Raw genomic sequence first — 18,461 nt, forward strand, 5'->3', positions numbered from 1 at the left:
TAATGACGTACACGGGTTCGGGCGAGGAGCGGTCACAGTGCAGCGCTGGCGTGGCTTGGAGGACATCCCCGAGGACTGGGGACGCAGCGTCGTCACCATCGGCTCCTACGACGGGGTGCACCGCGGACACCAGCTGATCATCGGTCGTGCCGTGGAGAAGGCGCGCGAGCTGGGCGTGCCGTCGGTCGTCGTCACCTTCGACCCGCACCCCAGCGAGGTCGTGCGCCCCGGCAGCCACCCGCCGCTGCTGGCGCCTCACCACCGCCGCGCGGAGCTGATGGCGGAGCTGGGCGTCGACGCGGTGCTCATCCTGCCGTTCACCGTCGAGTTCTCGAAGCTGTCGCCCGCCGACTTCATCGTGAAGGTGCTCGTCGACAAGCTGCACGCACGCGCGGTCATCGAGGGCCCGAACTTCCGCTTCGGCCACAAGGCCGCCGGGAACGTCGCCTTCCTCACCGAGCTCGGCGCCACGTACGACTACGAGGTCGAGGTCGTGGACCTGTTCGTGTCGGGCGAGGCGGGCGGCGGCGAGCCGTTCTCCTCGACCCTGACCCGCCGCCTGGTCGCCGAGGGCGACGTGACGGGCGCCGCGGAGATCCTCGGCCGCCCGCACCGCGTCGAGGGCGTCGTGGTCCGCGGCGCGCAGCGCGGGCGCGAGCTCGGCTTCCCCACGGCGAACGTGGAGACCCTGCCGCACACCGCGATCCCGGCGGACGGCGTGTACGCGGGCTGGCTGACGGCGAACGGGGAGCGCATGCCGGCGGCCATCTCCGTCGGCACGAACCCGCAGTTCGACGGCACGGAGCGCACGGTCGAGGCGTACGCGATCGACCGCGTCGGCCTGGACCTGTACGGACTGCACGTGACGGTGGACTTCCTGGCGTTCGTGAGGGGCCAGCAGAAGTTCGACTCGATCGACGCGCTGCTGGTGGCGATGGCGGACGACGTGAAGCGCTGCCGCGAACTGACGGCGGCGTAGGCACACGCTCTCGGGCGCGGCCCGGTCGCTCGGACAAGGCGCTCCGTGCGCGCGGCGCCCACCCCCCGGCCGTGCCCGGGCCCCGGCGTCTCAGGGCCAGGGGCCGGCCGAACCGCATCGCGCCGCGCAGCCGGCGCGGGGGGCGTCGGGGCGGAGCGCCGGTCTCGTCGGGTCCGGCCTCAGGCCGACGCCCCCGCCCAGTGGCACGCCACCCCAGCCCCCGCGCTCCCCAGGACCGGCAGGTCCCGGGTGCGGCACAGGTCCGCCACCCCCGCCCGCGCCGCCTCACCCGAGGACAGGATCTGGCAGCGGGCGTGGAAACGGCACCCGGTGGGGATCCGGGACGGGTCCGGGGGTTCGCCCGTCAGGACCACCGGGGCGTTCCCCGACTCCGGGAGCACCGACAGCAGTGCCTGGGTGTACGGGTGCCGGGGCGCCGTCAGCACCTCCTCCACCGGGCCCGCCTCCACGATCCGGCCCAGGTACATCACCGCCACCCGGTCCGCGATGTTCCACGCGAGCCCGAGGTCGTGCGTCACCACGAGCGCGGACAGGCCCAGTTCGTCCCGCAGGCGCAGCAGCAGCGCGAGGATCTCGCCGCGTACGGAGGCGTCCAGCGACGCCACCGGCTCGTCGGCGACGATCAGTTCGGGCTCCAGCGCCAGCGCGCCGGCGATCACCACGCGCTGGCGCTGACCGCCGGACAGTTCGTGCGGGTAGCGCAGGAAGAACCGCTCCGGCGGGCGCAGGCCCGCCCGCGACAGCGCCTCGGCGACGGCCGCCCGCTCGTCGCCCGCGTACCCGTGGATGCGCAGGCCCTCGGCGACCGCGTCGTACACGGTGTGCCGCGGGTTGAGCGAACCGCTCGGGTCCTGGAGCACCAACTGCACCCGTTTGCGGTACCGCTTCAGCGCGCGTGAGGCGTAGTCCAGCGGCTGCCCCCCGAACGTCACCCGTCCCGACGTCGGCGGGACCAGACCGAGCAGCGAGCGGGCGAGCGTGGTCTTGCCGCAGCCGGACTCGCCGACCAGCGCGACGATCTCGCCCGCACCGATGTCGAGATCGACCCCGTCGACCGCCCGCGCGGTGGGGCGGCCCCGCCGCCCGGGGAAGGCGACGTGCAGTCCGGCCGCAGACAGCAGGGGAGTGGTGGACATGCTCGGCTCCTCGGTACGGCTCACAGCTGCTTCGCCCCCACGTGCAGACAGGCCGCCCGGCGCCCCTCGCCGGCCGCGACCAGCACCTGGTCCTCGCTCGCGCAGGCGTCCACGGCGACGGGACAGCGCGGGTGGAACGTACAGCCGTCCGGCAGCGACGCCGGGTCGGGCGGGTCGCCCGGCAGGCCGCGCGGCGCACGGCGCGACGCGGGATCGCCGATGCGGGGGAACGCCGCGGAGAGGGCCTGCCCGTAGGGGTGCCGGGCCGCCCCGTACACCTCCCGCGCGGGGCCCTCCTCGACGATCCGGCCCGCGTACATCACGGCCAGCTCGTCGCAGGTGTCGGCGAGGACGCCCAGATCGTGGCTGATCATCAACAGGGCGATGTCCTTCTCGGCGACCAGCTGCTCGATGAGCCGCAGGATCTGCGCCTGGATCATCACATCGAGCGCGGTGGTCGGCTCGTCGGCCACGATGAGCCGGGGATCGCAGGCCAGGGCCATCGCGATCATCACCCGCTGGCGCTGACCGCCGGACAGCTCGTGCGGATACGCGTCGGCGCGGGAGACCGGCAGGCCCACGTGCTGGAGCAGTTCGCCGACGCGCGTCCTCGCCTCCGCCGGGGTGGCCCTGCGGTGCAGCAGGATCGGCTCGGCGATCTGGTCGCCGACGCGGTGCACCGCGTTGAGCGAGTGCATCGCGCCCTGGAAGACGATCGACGCCCCCGCCCAGCGGACCGCCCGCAGCCGTCCCCACTTCATGGCCAGCACGTCCTCGCCGTCGAGCAGGATCTCCCCGGAGAGGCGCGCGGACGCCGGCAGCAGCCGCAGCAGGGCGAGCGCGAGCGTCGACTTGCCGCACCCGGACTCGCCCGCGACCCCCAGCTTGCGGCCGGCCGCGAGCATGAGGTCGACACCGCGTACGGCGGGCACGGCCGTCGTGCCGCTGCCGTACGTCACATACAAGTCCTTGACCTCCAGCAGGCTCAACGCGCGGCCCCCAGCTTCGGGTTGAGTACGGATTCGATGGCGCGCCCGCACAGGGTGAAGGCGAGGGCCACGACGGCGATGGAGATACCGGGCGGCGCCAGGTACCACCAGTGGCCCGACGACACGGCGCCCGCCTCACGGGCGTCCTGGAGCATCCCGCCCCAGGAGACGACCGTCGGGTCGCCGAGCCCCAGGAAGGCCAGCGTCGCCTCGGTGAGGATGGCGCTGGAGATACCGAGGGTGGTCTGCGCCAGGACCAGCGGCATCACATTGGGCAGGACATGGCGGTTCATGATGTGCCCGTGCCCGCCGCCGAGCGCCTTGGCACGCTCGATGTACGGGCGGGACTCGACGGCGATGGTCTGGGCGCGCACGAGCCGGGCCGTGGTGGGCCAGCTGGTGACGCCGATGGCGACGATGACGGTCCACATGCTCCTCGACATGACGGTCGCCAGGACGATCGCGAGCACCAGCGCCGGCATCACCAGGAACCAGTCCGTGATCCGCATCAGGACGGTGGAGAACCAGCCGCCGTAGTGACCGGCGATGATGCCGACGAGGGTGCCGATGGCCACCGAAAGGGCCGCGGCCAGCAGCCCCACGGTGAGCGAGACCCGCGCACCCCACACCAGCAGATCGAGCAGCGAACGACCGAACTGGTCCGTGCCCAACGGGAACTCGCCGCTCGGATCCTCCAGTGCCGTGCCGGGCGCGTTCGTCACGCTCTGGACGTCGGAGCCGACGAGCAGCGGAGCTGCGAGCGCCACCAGGGCGATCAGCGCGAGAGCGCCGAGCCCGAACAGCCCGGCCCGGTGCGTGCGGTACGCCTGCCAGAAGCGGGCGAGAGAGTGCCGGCGGCGCGCCCAGGCCAGCGAGCGCGCGGACCGCGGGCTGTCGGTGACCGGAGCGGTCGGTGTGGTCGTCATCGGCCCACCCGGGGATCGAGCAGCGGATACAGCAGGTCTGCGAGGAGGTTCATCACGATCATCGCGCCGGCGAACACGACGAACAGGCCCTGCACCAGCGGGAGATCCGGCACGCTCAGCGCCTGGTAGAACAGGCCGCCGAGGCCCGGCCAGGAGAACACCGTCTCCACCAGGATCGAACCGGCCGCCACATGACCGAGGTTGATGAAGACCATCGTCACCGTGGGCAGCAGCGCGTTCGGCACGGCGTGCCTGCGGCGCACCGAGTCGTCCCGCAGCCCCTTGGCGCGGGCCGTCGTCAGATAGTCGCTGCCCATCTCGTCGAGCAGCGAGGAACGCATCACGAGCAGCGTCTGCGCGTAGCCGACCGCGACCAGCGTGATCACCGGCAGCACCATGTGGTGCGCGACGTCGGCGACGTACGCGAAGCCGCTCTCGCTGCCCGACTCCATGCCACCGGTCGGGAACATGCCGGGAATCGGGCCGATGCCCACCGCGAAGACGATGATCAGCAGCAGGCCCAGCCAGAACGAGGGCACCGACCACAGCGTCAGCGCCACACCCGTGTTGAGCTTGTCGCCGAGACTGCCGTGCCGCCATGCCGAGCGCGTGCCCAGCCAGAGCCCGATCGCCGAGTAGATCACCACGGCGACGCCGGTCAGCAGCAGCGTCGCCGGGACTTTCTGGGCGATCAGATCGCCGACGGGCGCGTGGAACTGGTACGACATGCCGAGGTCACCCGACAGCGCCTTGCCGCAGTAGTCGGTGAACTGCTGCCACAGCGGCTGGTCCAGTCCGAACTGGCGGCGCAGGGTGGCCAGTTGCTCCGCCGACGTCGGCATGCCATGGGTCATGGCCTTCACCGGGTCGCCCGGGATGATGCGGAAGAGGAAGAAGCTCGTGACGAGCACGGCGAACAGCGAGACCGCCGCACCGCCGAGCCTGCCCGCCGCATGGATGAGATAGGCGCGTACGTGGCCGCTCGCGGCGCGGGCCTCGGGGGCCCGCGCCACAGCGGTCGTGCCGGTCGTGCTCGTGGTGCTCATCGACTATTCACGGTCTTCCGCGGTGGAACGGCGCCGCATCGCGACGACGAGCCCGAGGGCGGCGGCCAGCACGACGACCGCGCCGACGCCGATCACGACACCTGTCGAGGAGCCGCTCTCGGAACCGCCGCCGTCACCGGCCGCCGGCTCGGCCGACCACCAACTCCAGTAGCCGTCCTGGCCGTAGATGTTGCCTGCGGCCTCGGGCATCGTCTTGATGGACTTGATCTGGTCGGTACGGTACGCCTCGACCGCGTTCGGATACGCGAGGACATTCATGTATCCCGTGTCGTACAGCCGCGACTGCATCTGACGGACCAGATCGGCGCGCTTGGCGGGGTCGTACTCGGCGGCCTGCTGGGCGTACAGCTCGTCGAACTGCTTGTCGCAGATGAAGTTGTCGGTCGCGCCGGTGTCCTTGGGCGTGGCGGGCAGCGCGGCGCAGGTGTGGATCGACAGGACGAAGTCCGGGTCGGGGTTGACGGACCAGCCGTCGAAGGCCAGGTCGTAGTCGCCCTTGAGCCAGGGGTCGGAGACGTTGTCCAGGCACTCGACCTTCAGCCCGATACCCAGCCCGCCCCACCATTCCTGGAGGTACTTGCCGATCGCCTTGTCGTTCGGGTCGGTGGCGTGGCACAGGATGCGGAAGTCGAGCGGCTTGCCGTCCTTGCCGGTGCGCTTGCCGGCGGCGCTCTTCCGGTAACCGGCGTCGTCCAGCAGCTTCGCCGCGCGCGCAGGGTCGTAGCCGATCTTCTGGCCGGCCTCGGGCTTCCAGAAGTACGAGGTGAATCGCGGCGGGATGTAGCCCTCGCCCTCGACGGCGTGGCCCTGGAAGACCTTGTCGACGATCGTCTTGCGGTCCGTCGCGTGGAACAGCGCCTTGCGCACGGCCGGGTCGAGCAGCGCCTTGTGGCCGCTGCCGAACCTCTCGCCGTCCTTGGACTGCGCGCCCGGGTTGGTCGCCAGCGCGAAGAAGCGGCGGCCCGGGGCGTCGTTGACCTTGATGTTCTTCGCGTTCTTCAGCGCGGCGGCCTGCGCCGGGGTCAGGCCCTGGACGAAGGACACCTCGCCCTTCTGCAGCGCGGCGACGGCGGCGTCACCGTCCTTGTAGTACTTGAAGACCAGCTCGTCGAACTTCGGAGCACCTCGCCAGAAGTCCTTGTTCGGCCGGAGCCTCACGTACTGGTCGACCTTGAAGTCCGTGATGACGAACGGGCCGTTGCCGACGATCGGGAACTGCTTGTCGTTGTTGAACTTCGAGAAGTCGCCGACCTTCTCCCAGACGTGCTTCGGCACGATCGGCACGTCGAGGGCCGTCATGGTGGCCTGCGGCTTCTTCAGCTCGATGACGAGCGTCTTCGGGTCGGGCGCGGCGACCTTCTTGAAGTTGGCCGTGAAGCTGCCGTTGGCGGTGGCGGCGTTCTCGTCCGTCATCATCTTGTTGAAGGTCCAGGCCGCGTCCTCCGCGGTGGCCTGCCTGCCGTCCGACCACTTCGAGTCGTCACGGATGGTGTACGTCCACGTGAGCTTGTCCGCGGACGGCTTCCACGCCGTGGCGAAACCGGGGACGGTCCGGCCGTCCTTGGGGTCGTAATTCGTCAGGTACTCGTACGCCAGCCTGTGGATCGAGGTGCTCACCAGCCGGGCGGCGAGGAACGGACTCAGCGAGTCCACGCTCTGCGAGACGGCGACGGTGAGGACCTGCTTGCCGTCCTTGTCGTCGTCCTCGCCGGCCGCCTTCGACAGGGCCGGGTCCAGAGCACGGCCCTCGGGCTGCGCGTGGGCGTACGGGACGATCGCGCCGGACATCACCAGCGCGGATGCGGCGGCCGATGCGGCGAGGACCAGTCGGTTGCGGGGGCGTTGCCGGACGGTGCGGGGTAGAGCCTTTGTGACCATGGACGGTGACCTCGCGTCATGTCTCGCTCGGAGAAGGCGGGTTGGTGATCATGGGTTCGCCAGCTGGTGAAGCGAAGGTTTATCAGGGTGGTCATGCCGCGTCAACGGTGGCTCAAACCGCGTGTGGGCTGCGGGAATGCGCTGAGGGCCCGCACCGGCGAGTCGGTGCGGGCCCTCATTGGTTCAGACCTCTGTTGCCTTACTGCTGAGGGGCTGGCGGCGCCTGGGGCGGCTGCTGCGGCGGCCATCCGGCCGGCGGTACGGGCGCCTGCGGATCGGGCTGACCGGGAACGCCCGGCTGACCCGGAACGCCGGGTGCGCCGGGGTGTCCGGCCGCGCCGGGCGGCGGCCCGGCCGGCGTCGCGGGGGACTGCGCCTGCGACGGCGGCGACTGCTGCCAGCCCTGCGGCGGGTATCCCTGCTGCGGGCCGCCGTACGGGGGCTGCGGCTGCGGCGGATAGGGCTGCCCGGGCATCGGCTGCCCCGGGACGGGCTGGCCCTGCCACTGCGGCTGGCCCTGGCTCTGGTGGCCGGGCATCGGCGGGGCGGCCTGCGGCGGATGACTGGTGCCGTCGGCCGTCCACAGCCCCTGCTGCTGCTGGGCCCGCACGAAGTCCTCGGCGATCAGCGCCGAGAGGTTGAAGTACGCCTCACGCGTCTTCGGGCGCATCATGTCGAGGTCGACCTCGGCGCCGGCCGCCAGGTGCTCGTCGAAGGGCACCACGACGACACCGCGGCAGCGCGTCTGGAAGTGCTGCACGATGTCGTCGACCTTGATCATCTTTCCGGTCTCGCGCACCCCGGAGATGACGGTCACCGAACGCTGCACCAGTTCGGCGTACCCGTGTGCGGACAGCCAGTCCAGCGTCGTCGACGCACTGCTCGCGCCGTCGACGGACGGCGTCGAGATGATGATCAACTGGTCGGCGAGGTCCAGCACTCCGCGCATCGCGCTGTAGAGCAGACCGGTGCCGGAGTCCGTGAGAATGATCGGGTACTGCTTGCCGAGCACGTCGATCGCGCGCCGGTAGTCCTCGTCGTTGAACGTCGTGGAGACGGCCGGGTCCACGTCGTTGGCGATGATCTCCAGCCCGGAGGGCGCCTGCGAGGTGAACCGGCGGATGTCCATGTACGAGTTGAGGTACGGGATCGCCTGGACGAGGTCACGGATGGTGGCCCCGGTCTCACGGCGCACCCGACGCCCGAGCGTACCGGCGTCGGGGTTGGCGTCGATCGCGAGGATCTTGTCCTGGCGCTCGGTGGCGAGGGTCGCGCCGAGCGCGGTGGTCGTGGTGGTCTTGCCGACGCCGCCCTTGAGGCTGATGACCGCTATCCGGTAGCAGGAGAGTACCGGGGTCCGGATCAGGTCCAGCTTGCGCTGGCGCTCCGCCTCCTCCTTCTTGCCGCCGATCTTGAAGCGGGCGGCGCTGGAGGGATTACGGCTCGACTTGGCCTTCTGCTTGTTGTTGCGCAGCAGCCGGTCGGAGGAGAGCTCGACGGCGGCCGTGTACCCGAGGGGAGCACCGGGCACGGACCGCTCGCGCTGATCGTGCGTGACGGGAGTGGGCCACGCGCCACCGGTACGCGGGTCGACGGACGCGCCGGGGGCGTGCGGGGCGGGCGCCTGGGGAGGCAGCTGTCCCGGGTGGGCCCTCGGCGGGAGCGACTGGCCGGGCTGGGGCTGCTGCCCCTGGGCGGGAACGGGCAGAGGGGCGTTCGGTGCGGGCTGCCCGGGCTGCGCCGCCTGGGGAAAGCCGTAACCACCCTGCGGGGCAGGGGTGTGGGGAGCGGGCTGAGCCTGCGGCGGCTGCCCGTGCTGGGGGAAGCCGTAACCGCCCGGCTGCTGGGGCTGCTGTGCCTGCTGGGGGAAGCCGTAGCCGCTTTGCGGGGCAGGGGCGGGCTGCGCGGGCTGTCCCGGCTGCGCCGGCTGGGCGGGCTGTCCCGGCTGCGCTGCTTGCGGGAAGCCGTAACCACCGTGCGGGGCAGGGGTGGGAGCCGGGGCCGGGAGGGGCTGCGCCGGCTGGGCGGGCTGTCCCGGCTGTGCCTGCTGGGGGAAGCCGTAACCGCCCTGCGGAGCCGAAGCGTTGGGAGCGGGCTGCGGCTGCTGCCCGGGCTGCGGGAATCCGTAGCCGCCGGGCTGGCCGGGCGCGGGCGTGGGCCAGGGCGCCGACTGGTCGGCGGTGGGCGCGGGCCACTGCTGGGCGGGCGCCGGTGCGGCGGGCTGGTACGCGGGCGGCAGCGGCGGCAGTTCCCCCTGCGGCGCTGCGGCGGGCGGAGCGGCGGCCCACGGCTGGGCCTCGGCGGCGGGCGGAGCGCCCTGGGGCACGGAGTCCTGGACGTCGTCGGCAGCCGCCTCGCCGTCCGCGTCGTCTGCCGGTGCGTCCTCGGCAGCCGCGTCGCGGGCCGAGGCGTCGGCCGGGGCGCCGTCCGAGGCGTCCGCCGGCTCGGCGGGGTCGTCGTCCGTGTCCACGACGGCCAGGGGTGCGTCGACGGGCTCAACCGCTCCGGCGCCGCCCGCGGGTTCGGCCGCACCTTCGGTGCCTTCGGTGCTGTCGGTGGCCTCGGAGTCCTCCGTGGCGGCGGAGCCCTGGGAGTCCTCGGAGTCCTTGGCGGCGGCGAGTTCGGCCATCTCGCGCTTGAGCGCGGCGGGGGAGAAGCGCATGGTGGCGCCGCTCTCCAGATCGCCGCCCCCGAAGGGCTGCGACGAGGCGTCGTCCGCCGCGGGCGCGACCGCAGCGGCCGGCGGCGCCTGCTCGGCCGGAGCCGGAGCCGGAGCCGGAGCAGGGGCAGGCGGCGGTATGGCGGGGCCGGGCTCCTGGGCCGCCGGCGGGGCAGGCGGCGCCGGCGCCCAGTTCGGCTCGAAACCGCTGCCCGCGGGCAGCCCCGGCACGGCGACCGGAGCACCCTGCGGCGGAGGCGGGGTGTGCTGACCGGTGCTCCCGCCCGAGGTGTCGCCCGACGCGTTCTGCGTGTACCAGGCAGGCGGGGTGTAGTCGATGGTGAACTCACCCGTCAGCTCGGCGGGCTCCGCGTCGGACTCGTCGACGGGAAGGTTCCAGCCCCCGTGGATGTCGTCCCGATCGCCGTTCACTTTGCCTCCTGGTGTGGTCGAGCACCCTTGTGCCGTCGTGGGTGGGGGCCACCGTTGACTTCCGATCGGCCCGGCTCTCCCCCCGAGGACGCGGTGAACATGCCCGAGGGTTCTTCTGCCGCGCCCTGACCCACCCTAATCGCCAACAACACCACTCCGTCAGGCCCGCCCGCCCCCGGCCGCTGTCCTGTGCGTCACGCACTGCCCGCATGTGACGCCCGAGTGCCGGAGTGTGAAGAACGCCGCGGGGCAAACCGGCACAACTGCACCGAGATCCGGAGCCACTCAGTCCATCCGCCGGGCGCTGCCCAACAATCCGGTCTCGGCGTCGGTGGCCTGCGTCATGACGAACCGGCGGTCTCACGACCCTGTCAGGGCGTCGCGAGCCACCGGCTCTATGGGAAGAGGCCGAGACCCCGCCGAAGAAGGAAGGTCTCAGCGAAGATCGAACTCGCCGTCCCGTGCACCGAGCACGAACGCGCGCCACTCCGCCTCGGTGTACCGAAGAACCGTGTCCGGATCCAGTGAGGAACGCATGGCGACGGCACCGCCCGGGAGGTGCGCGATCTCGACCCGCTCCTCGTCCGGACTGGTGCCGGGAGGGCCCTGCCATTCGACGTCGGAGATGTCCAGGGCGTACAGCTCGTCCTTCTCCTGCGCGCTCCCCATCAGGGTTCCTTTCGCTACAGCCGACATCCGGCAGCCGGGTGAACGGCCCAAGTGCCTCGTGGCGCCGCGTAGTTCGACGTCGCTCTCCGTCACCGTGGAACATCCTAGGCCAGCAGGCCGGACCTGGTGGGCGAGTTCCGGGACCGTCCACCGCGAGGTGACGTGGAACCGGCCCAGGATGGGTCTCATCTGGTGGCGTCCGCCGGAACTCTCACCTCCGCGGACCGGCGCGACGGGCTCAGTCCATCCGGCGGGCCACACCGAGCAGGCCGGACTCCGCGTCGGTCGCACTGGTCATGACCCAGTGCCGCTCACGTCCGGCGCACCAGAGCGTGACGCCGTCCGCCAGCGTCGGCAGAGCCTCGACCTCGCCCTGGGCCAGCCCCAGGATGCGCCCGATCTGCTGTGCTTCCTGCGGCGAAACCCTCTGGACGCCGACCAGCGTCGCGGTCCGCAGCAACCGCGGCGCCACCGGACTCAGATACGGCAGAAGGGTCAGTACGGACTGCCACGGCGACGACACGACGCGCCCGCGCGGCGGCCGCATGCCGCAGTCGCGCACCACCACGACGGGGCTTCCGACGGTCGCACCCATCGGAGGCACGCGCCCCACGTCGTGCAGCGTGATGCACTCCAGGCCCGCGCCGGCCGCCTGGGCCAGTACGCTCCACTCCCGTGCGCGACCGGTCTCCACCGCCACCCTCGCGCCCGTACCCGCCGCACGAAGTGCCAGCACCTGCGCGGTCCACAGGCCGCCGATCAGCAGCACCTCGTAGGGAGTCGAGCGGTGGAAGCCCACCATCTGCGGACGCCCCTCGGCATCGTCCCCGATGACCACCCCGTCGTCACCGACGGGGAGTGAGAGGGCGCCGAGGTGGTCGGCGGCCATGGCGTGCCCTGCGTGACGCGGGCCGATGAGGCCCCGCAGACCCTTGGACATTCCCGTGCGCCCCATCACCGAGCACCTCCCAGAGGCATGGTCGCCAGTACACCCGGCAGTTGTTCGCGGTCGAGCCGCAGCAGGCCGACCTTCGCGGTCCGGGCCGCCTGCTCCAAAGCCCTGCGCACACCGACCAGTTCCGTGTCGGAACCGCCGGTGATCCGCACATGACCACCGATGTCCATCGTTCCCTGACGCGAACCGCGCCGGACGGTGAGGCTGAAAGTGGTGGCGTACGCGGGGACGGCGGTGAGCAGTGAGACCAGCTTGGGCAGCGGGGTCGCAGCCCGGCCGAGCTCGGGCCAGCGGCCGACCGCGTAGGTCGTGTGCCAGCGGTCGTCGCACCGCCACACGCGGGAGGTCTCCGTCGTGCGCCGCTGCGGAGCGGTGTCGGGCCGGCCCGCACGCGCCGCCGCCCGCGGGCTCGCACACGCCGCAGTCGCGATGGTGGAGTTGAGTTCCTCCTGGTCCAGCACGACGGCCTGGAAACCGGCGCCGGTGATCCGGCTGGCGACATGGTCCGCCACCCGGACCAGGCAGCGCTGGGCCCCCTCGAACCCGCCGCCGCGGGCCGCCACGGCCTCCGGGCACAGCTCGGGGTCCAGCTTCACCGCCACCCAGGTCATCCGCAGGGCGGGCGCGCCTGTCTTCTCCTGCAGCGGCGCGTACGAGAGCCGGGCGACCGACTGCTGCGGAAGGTGCGGCGCGGGTGCGGCGCGGACCTGCTGCACCAACTGCACCGACTCGGCCTGGATGTCGTCGACCGCCAGGGCGTCGCCCAGCAGGGACAGCGGCAGAGCACGAGCACCGAACGCCGGCCGCAGTGCCGACCCGCTGGCCTCGACGCGCACCACGGCGGTCAGGAAGCTCCCGTCGCCCAGCATGCCGATGGTGCGGCGGTTCCGGTCGACGTACGGCGAGGGGCGCAGACCCGGGACGCTCTCGGCGACCGGGGCGAGGGATGCGTCGGTGTCCGGCGCGGCCGGTGCGGTGTTGCGCCTGCGCGCACGCAACGCCTGAGCAGTCGACAGCCAGTCCTGGAGGGCGTGCCCGCGGCGGCGGATCACGGCGAGCAGTACGAGCACACCCGCGACGACGCATGTGGGGACGAGCCAGAGGCCGCCGAGGGCCAGGCCCACGGCGACGAGGGCCAGCGCCGACTCCACGAGGACCAGCTGCCTCAGCTGCAGCGGGCCGACCCGGCTCGTACGGGACAGAGGGCGCAGAGTCGTTGTTGCCGGGACACCCCGGGCAACCTGCGCCCGGGGCGCGTTGCTGCGTTGCCGTCGGGAAGTGTCAGGCGCCTGACCGGTGGTCCGCCCGTTCCGCGCACGCGTCGCCGTACCCATCGCCGCGTTGCCCCCTCGTGTCCGTAATAGCCAAATTCTTATGGGCGTTGACCGGGCGATCACCCTACCTGAGCAGTGAGACGCGAGCGCCAGCAGGCATAGTAGGGGCGGCACGACGGCAGGCCGTCACGATGAGTGTGGGAACCTGGTCGCCCAGCGGGGAGAGGGACAGCGAACAGATGGCATCACGACGGGACGAACTGAACGCCTACACCTTCGCGAAGCGGAGACTGATTGCGCAGTTCGTGCAGCCGAATGCGACCGGCTCCGAGGAAGGTGCGCCGCGCCCGCTGCGTGCGGTGCTGCCCGGGACCATCGTCGGTGTGGTGATCCTCGCCATCTTCGGTGCCTGGGGGATGTTCAAGCCGGTCGCCCCCAAGGACTGGAACAAGCCGGGTGAGAACGTGATCATCGCCAGCAAGTCGACGACTCGTTATGTCGTGCTCAAGACCGGCAAGAAAGTCCAGTTGCACCCGGTTCTGAACATGTCGTCGGCCAAGCTCCTCCTCAACCCGGACAAGGGCAAGGTCATCAACGTCGACGAGTCGGTCCTCGACAGTGGCAAGATCCCGCACGGTGCCACGCTCGGTATCCCGTACGCCCCCGACCGTCTGCCCGACAGCAAGGAAGCCGGTGCGGCCAAGCGCTGGGCCGTGTGCGAGCGGCCGGGCGAGGGCGGCAGGGCGATCCAGAAGGCGGCGTTCGTCCTCGCCGAGCGCGAGGCGAAGAAGACGGAAGGCGCGAACCGTCTGACCGGCGGCGAACTGCTCTACGTCGAAGGCCCCGACAAGACCCGCTACGTGGTCGACGCGACGGGCACGGCGTACCGCGTGGACAAGGACGAACTGCTGCTGCGCCAGCTGGTGGGCCAGGACCGCGCGGCGCAGCGGGTGTCGGAGGCATGGCTCGCCACCCTTCACAAGGGCGACACCATCACCTTCCCGACCGTCCCCGGGCAGGTCAGCACCCCTGCCAACATCCCCGGTGAGCTCGACCCCCAGGTCAACAAGGTCGGCATGGTCCTGTCCGCCACCAGTGGCACGAAGAAGCAGATGTACGTCGTCCTGCAGGGACGGGTCGCCCCCGTGTCGGACTTCACCGCCAAGCTGCTGCTCAACAGCCGGCAGCTCGTCGACCTCGGCCAGGCCGGCGAGGCGACCGCGGTCAGCGGCGGTGCCTTCCAGCCGGGGCAGGCATTCGGCCAGGACAAGAAGTGGCCGCAGGCGGCACCGGTGCCGGTCAACGAGGCGAGCACGTCCGAAGGCAGCCGCAACACGGTGTGCAACGTCCTGCGAGCGGTGGATGCCGACAACGGGACGACCACGCTGAGCACTTGGGCCGGCACCGACTTCCCGGCCACCCTCCCCACCGGCTCCAGCAGCGCCTACGTCACGCCCGGATCCGGCCAGCTTTTCCGCCAGTTCAAGGGTTCCACGACCGGTAGCGGGTTCCTCTTCCTCGTGACCGACACCGGGCTGCGCTACGCGATGCAGTCCAACGGCGACAGCGCCACCGACGATTCCGGCATCGGCTCCTCCGGCTCGGCCGAGGAGAAGCAGGCGCGCCAGGCGGAAGCCCAGCAGGCCCAGAACCGGCTCGGTTACAAGGGCGTCGACCCGCGGCCCATCCCCGCGGAATGGTCGACGTTCCTGCCCACCGGGCCCCGTCTGTCGACCGGGGCCGCGCGGCAGCCCCAGGGCTCGTGAGGGCCGGTAGGAAGATGACGAACACCAGTCGGCGCCTGCTCGCCGTCGCGGCCGCCACCGCGCTCACGGTCATCGGCCTGCCGATGACCACCGCGGCGGCGGACAGCACCCAGTGCACCTTTCCCGGGAAGAAGTACGAAGGCCGGCCCTGGTCGCTCCAGCGCGTCCTGCTGGACGAGCTGTGGAAGCAGTCCACCGGCAAGGGCGTACGGGTCGCCGTCATCGACACGGGTGTCGACGTCAAGAACCCGCAGCTGACAAAGGCCGTGGACACCGGGAGCGGCATCAACCTGATCCCCAAGGGCGCCAAAGACGACAACGGCAACAAGATCGAGCGCGGCAAGGAGAACGGCACCACGGACACGGTGGGCCACGGCACGAAGGTCGCCGGCATCATCGCGGCCCGCCCCGTCAAGGGCACCGGTTTCGTCGGGCTGGCGCCGGACGCCACGATCATCCCGATCCAGCAGAACGACGCGGAGGGCCGCGGCACCGCCGAGACCCTGGCCCAGGCGATCCGGCACGCGATCGACGAGAAGGCCGACGTCATCAACATCTCGCAGGACACGGCCAACGCCGTGGAACCGGCACCCGCGCTCAAGCAGGCCGTGGACTCCGCCCTCGCGAAGGAGATCGTCGTCGTCGCCTCGGCGGGCAACGACGGACTGGGCGGCAACGTCAAGCGCACCTACCCCGCCTCGTACGACGGCGTGCTCGCCGTCGCCTCCTCGGACCGCAACAACGAACGGGCCCAGTTCTCCCAGTCCGGCGACTTCGTGGGTGTGGCAGCACCGGGTGTCGACATGGTCTCCACCGTGCCGGGCGGAGGCCACTGCGCCGACAGCGGCACGAGTTTCTCCGCGCCGTACGTCGCCGGTCTGGCCGCCCTGGTCAAGGCCAAGCACGACGACTGGACCCAGGAGCAGATCGTCGCCCAGATCCAGCAGACGGCGGAACGCTCGATCGCCGGTCATGACCGCCTCGTCGGCTGGGGAGTGGTCGACCCGGTCCGGGCCCTCACCGAGGACGACAAGCCGATCGAGAAGCCGGTCGCCCACGAGGGCGTGACCGGCGCGGAGGCCCCGACCCCGGCCGAACTCCCCCTGGGCGAGACACCGGAGCAGCGCAACGCCCGACTGGCGACGTACGTGTTGGTCGGCGGGGGAGTGGTGGTCGCGGCGATCGCGGGCTCGGCGGTGGCGCTCCGCGACTCCCGTCGCAGGAGCCGAAGGGTCGCGCGGGAAGCGGCGGGCTGAGGGGTTGTGCCAAGACCGTGACAAGGCGGCGACGATTGCAGCCGCACACGGCGTGACCACGCCGAAGCGTTGAAGTCCCGTGACGGATAAGACACTTGGGGCTGTCGTACCCGGTGGTTAGAGTGGTATCCGATGCAATCGATGGATGGCGAGTCACCACGATCGCAATGTATGACAGGTGAAGCAAACGGGGAGGAATGGGCATCGTGCTTCCGGCAGAAGGTGGGGGCGGCTCGGGGGGCACGGCTGACCTCGAGCGCGGTGTAGGCGCACTGAAGCGGTTTCAGAAGCGGGTGACCGCGCTGCTCACCGAGTTCGAGGGCGGGGCGGCGGGCAAGACCAAGGTGTCGGCCCAGACGATCTCGCCCGCGTCGCTGACCAACGGAGGATCCAAGGAGTTCGCGGAAGCGCACGGGCTGTACAACCAGTACGAGCGTGTCCACCAGTCGCTCGTCTCACTGTCCCAGTCCCTCGGTGACCAGATCGAGATGCTCAACATCGCTGTGCACGCCGCCGACGTCGGCTTCGACAACGTGGACGAGGACACGCGGCACCGGTTCGCGGAGATCAAGGCCCGGGTCGACGAGCGGCGTGCGGCGGATGAGGAGCGCGAGAAGTCGACTGACAAGCCGCAGGCTCCGAAGAACAATGACACTGATGGCGGGTGGTGACCGATGACCGAGAACGCGCCGGAGCTGAGCCCCAAGGAACAGCACGAGCAGGACCTGACGCGCGTCAAGGTGCAGCTGGGGGTGACCGACGTGACCAGGGTGGTCTCGTCGGTCATGGGCAGCATCTTCGGGGACCCCAACGGGCCCTACGCGCGCAGCAACTTCGAAGGCAAACAGCTCAACGACCTGATCGCCCTCGTCGAGAACACCAACCCGGCGGACCTGGAGAACGCGGGCACGGCCCTGTGGAACGCACGCGACGCGCTCAAGGACGCTGCGCGAGAGCTGCAGTCATACGTTGACAAGGTCGACTGGCAGGGGGAGTCCGGTGAGGAGTTCCGGTCCTTCGGACGGGCTCTCGCCGGACACGCACGAGAGCTTGCCGCGTTCGCCGACGTGGCCGGCACCCAGATCACCGTCGCGGGTACCGGTCTTGCCTCGGTGAAGATGCCGCCGCGTGACGACCGGGCGAACAAGCGGAAGCCCGGCGAGATCCCGCCGGAGGAGCGTGCTGCCAACAAGGCGGAGTACGACAAGGCGGTACAGGTCGAGAAGGACCGCCAGGAAGCCATCAACCAGATGTACAAGCTGGCGTCGTACTACGCGGTGTCGGAGCAGAATCTGGCAGCGGAGCCGACACCGAAGTTCTCCCGGGCGCTCAAGGCGCATGTGCCGGCTCCGGACGTAAGTACCCATGGAGTTTCGCGCGACGGCACGGCCAGCACCGACCCGGTCGCAAGGGCATCAAGGGAGAACGCGTCAGACCTGGCGGTGTCCCAGGGGACTGACGGTTCGGCTCGCACGGAGTCCGTCGGCACCGTGGGCTCGACGCCGCCACCGAGCACGTCCGTGCAGATCGACAGCGTCACACTCCAGCACCCGCCGACCACCACTCCACCCTCCCCGACACCGGTGTCGCCCACAACAGGTCCGAACCCGTCTCCGACCGTCCCTGTGCCGCCCGTGACCGCTATGCCCCCTGGGCGGGACACGACGTCGCGTGCCGCGGGAAAGCCTGGTCTGCCGCGAACTACTGGCCCGAGTGGGCCCCCGGTGGGCAGGGCAGACACGTCCCGAACCAGCCCCGTCACAGGGCGCCCGGGGCCTGCAGGTCGCCAGGTCAGCCAGCCTCCGATGGGCCGCCCTGGTGGGACGGGTCCCATCACCGCGACGGGCAAGGGTCCTGTCACGGGCCCTGTCACAGGCCGCCCTGGTGGGACGGGTCCCATCACCCCGACGGGCAAGGGTCCTGTCACGGGCCGACCCTCTGGTACGCCGCCCCTGGCCGGCAGAGCCGACACCGGAAAGACGACAGGACCGTCCCGTGCGGGACGCGCGGACGGCATCTTCGGTGGCAAGCCGCAGAACGCTACGAACAAGACGTCCGGCTCGCGAATCCCGCAGGGGAAGGTCATCGGTGCCGATGTGACGACTACGGGTCGCACTTCGGGGAGCCGGGTCGGTCAGCAGGGCGTCATCGGAGCGAACCCGGCGAAGTCCGACTCGCGTCCCGGCGCCCGGGTCGCCGCCGGGCCGAACGGGGTGGTGGGGACACCTCGTGCCGGCAGGTCCGGTTCCAGCTCCGGTGCTGGTGGCTTCACACAGGGCGGCTCCGGGCTCGTGCGTGGATCGCAGGGGCGTGACAAGCCCGAGAACGAGGGGCAGGAGCACACGGGTTCATCGCGTCCTGAGTACCTGACGGAAGACGAAGAGACCTGGCAGGCACGGCGCCGCAATGCCGTTCCTCCGGTGATGGAATAGGCACAGGGAAGGTTCGGAAGCC

Annotated in this window: 14 protein-coding genes; 5 read left to right on the forward strand and 9 right to left on the reverse strand. The window is 71.0% G+C overall.

Features of this window, described 5'->3' with window-relative positions; all coding sequences use genetic code 11:
• Positions 1 to 37 precede the first annotated feature (37 nt).
• Positions 38 to 979, forward strand: a complete 942-nt coding sequence (locus tag ACWD0A_RS24660) for a bifunctional riboflavin kinase/FAD synthetase (protein WP_307713161.1) — start codon at positions 38 to 40, stop codon at positions 977 to 979.
• A 179-nt stretch (positions 980 to 1,158) separates the two neighbouring features.
• Here ACWD0A_RS24660 and ACWD0A_RS24665 read toward each other — a convergent pair whose 3' ends face one another.
• From ACWD0A_RS24665 to eccE, 9 genes are all read right to left on the reverse strand, one after another.
• Positions 1,159 to 2,136, reverse strand: coding sequence for an ABC transporter ATP-binding protein (locus ACWD0A_RS24665; RefSeq protein ID WP_451301444.1), 978 nt, complete (start codon positions 2,134 to 2,136; stop codon positions 1,159 to 1,161).
• Between the two features lie 20 nt (positions 2,137 to 2,156).
• Positions 2,157 to 3,125, reverse strand: coding sequence for an ABC transporter ATP-binding protein (locus ACWD0A_RS24670; RefSeq protein WP_451301446.1), 969 nt, complete (start codon positions 3,123 to 3,125; stop codon positions 2,157 to 2,159).
• Entirely contained in the window at positions 3,122 to 4,051 is a 930-nt protein-coding gene (locus ACWD0A_RS24675) for an ABC transporter permease (protein WP_451301448.1), read from the reverse strand. Before ACWD0A_RS24675 ends, ACWD0A_RS24670 begins: the two co-directional genes overlap by 4 nt.
• Positions 4,048 to 5,097, reverse strand: a complete 1,050-nt coding sequence (locus ACWD0A_RS24680; RefSeq protein ID WP_451301450.1) for an ABC transporter permease — start codon at positions 5,095 to 5,097, stop codon at positions 4,048 to 4,050. Before ACWD0A_RS24680 ends, ACWD0A_RS24675 begins: the two co-directional genes overlap by 4 nt.
• A gap of 3 nt (positions 5,098 to 5,100) precedes the next feature.
• Positions 5,101 to 6,996, reverse strand: coding sequence for an ABC transporter substrate-binding protein (locus ACWD0A_RS24685; RefSeq protein WP_451301452.1), 1,896 nt, complete (start codon positions 6,994 to 6,996; stop codon positions 5,101 to 5,103).
• A 199-nt stretch (positions 6,997 to 7,195) separates the two neighbouring features.
• Positions 7,196 to 10,087: an SCO5717 family growth-regulating ATPase gene (locus tag ACWD0A_RS24690; protein WP_451301454.1), complete on the reverse strand. Its 2,892-nt coding sequence runs from the start codon at positions 10,085 to 10,087 to the stop codon at positions 7,196 to 7,198.
• 435 nt (positions 10,088 to 10,522) lie between these two features.
• Entirely contained in the window at positions 10,523 to 10,756 is a 234-nt protein-coding gene (locus ACWD0A_RS24695; protein WP_215187253.1) for a DUF397 domain-containing protein, read from the reverse strand.
• Positions 10,757 to 10,994: 238 nt separating this feature from the next.
• Positions 10,995 to 11,711: a hypothetical protein gene (locus ACWD0A_RS24700; RefSeq protein ID WP_451301456.1), complete on the reverse strand. Its 717-nt coding sequence runs from the start codon at positions 11,709 to 11,711 to the stop codon at positions 10,995 to 10,997.
• Positions 11,711 to 13,045: a type VII secretion protein EccE gene (gene eccE / locus ACWD0A_RS24705; RefSeq protein WP_451301458.1), complete on the reverse strand. Its 1,335-nt coding sequence runs from the start codon at positions 13,043 to 13,045 to the stop codon at positions 11,711 to 11,713. Before eccE ends, ACWD0A_RS24700 begins: the two co-directional genes overlap by 1 nt.
• Before the next feature lie 179 nt (positions 13,046 to 13,224).
• Between eccE and eccB the strand changes: the two genes are divergently transcribed.
• The 4 genes from eccB (at position 13,225) to ACWD0A_RS24725 (ending at position 18,439) form a co-directional block, all read left to right on the forward strand.
• The gene (gene eccB / locus ACWD0A_RS24710; RefSeq protein ID WP_451301460.1) at positions 13,225 to 14,751 is read left to right on the forward strand and encodes a type VII secretion protein EccB; all 1,527 of its coding nucleotides are present in this window, start codon (positions 13,225 to 13,227) and stop codon (positions 14,749 to 14,751) included.
• A gap of 14 nt (positions 14,752 to 14,765) precedes the next feature.
• Positions 14,766 to 16,007 (forward strand): type VII secretion-associated serine protease mycosin, encoded by a 1,242-nt coding sequence (mycP, locus tag ACWD0A_RS24715; protein WP_451301462.1) that lies wholly within the window; start codon positions 14,766 to 14,768, stop codon positions 16,005 to 16,007.
• Between the two features lie 197 nt (positions 16,008 to 16,204).
• Positions 16,205 to 16,678, forward strand: coding sequence for a hypothetical protein (locus tag ACWD0A_RS24720; protein WP_451301464.1), 474 nt, complete (start codon positions 16,205 to 16,207; stop codon positions 16,676 to 16,678).
• A 3-nt stretch (positions 16,679 to 16,681) separates the two neighbouring features.
• Positions 16,682 to 18,439, forward strand: coding sequence for a hypothetical protein (locus ACWD0A_RS24725; RefSeq protein WP_451301466.1), 1,758 nt, complete (start codon positions 16,682 to 16,684; stop codon positions 18,437 to 18,439).
• Positions 18,440 to 18,461: the final 22 nt, after the last annotated feature.

This window comes from Streptomyces sp. NPDC002867 (genome assembly GCF_053591895.1).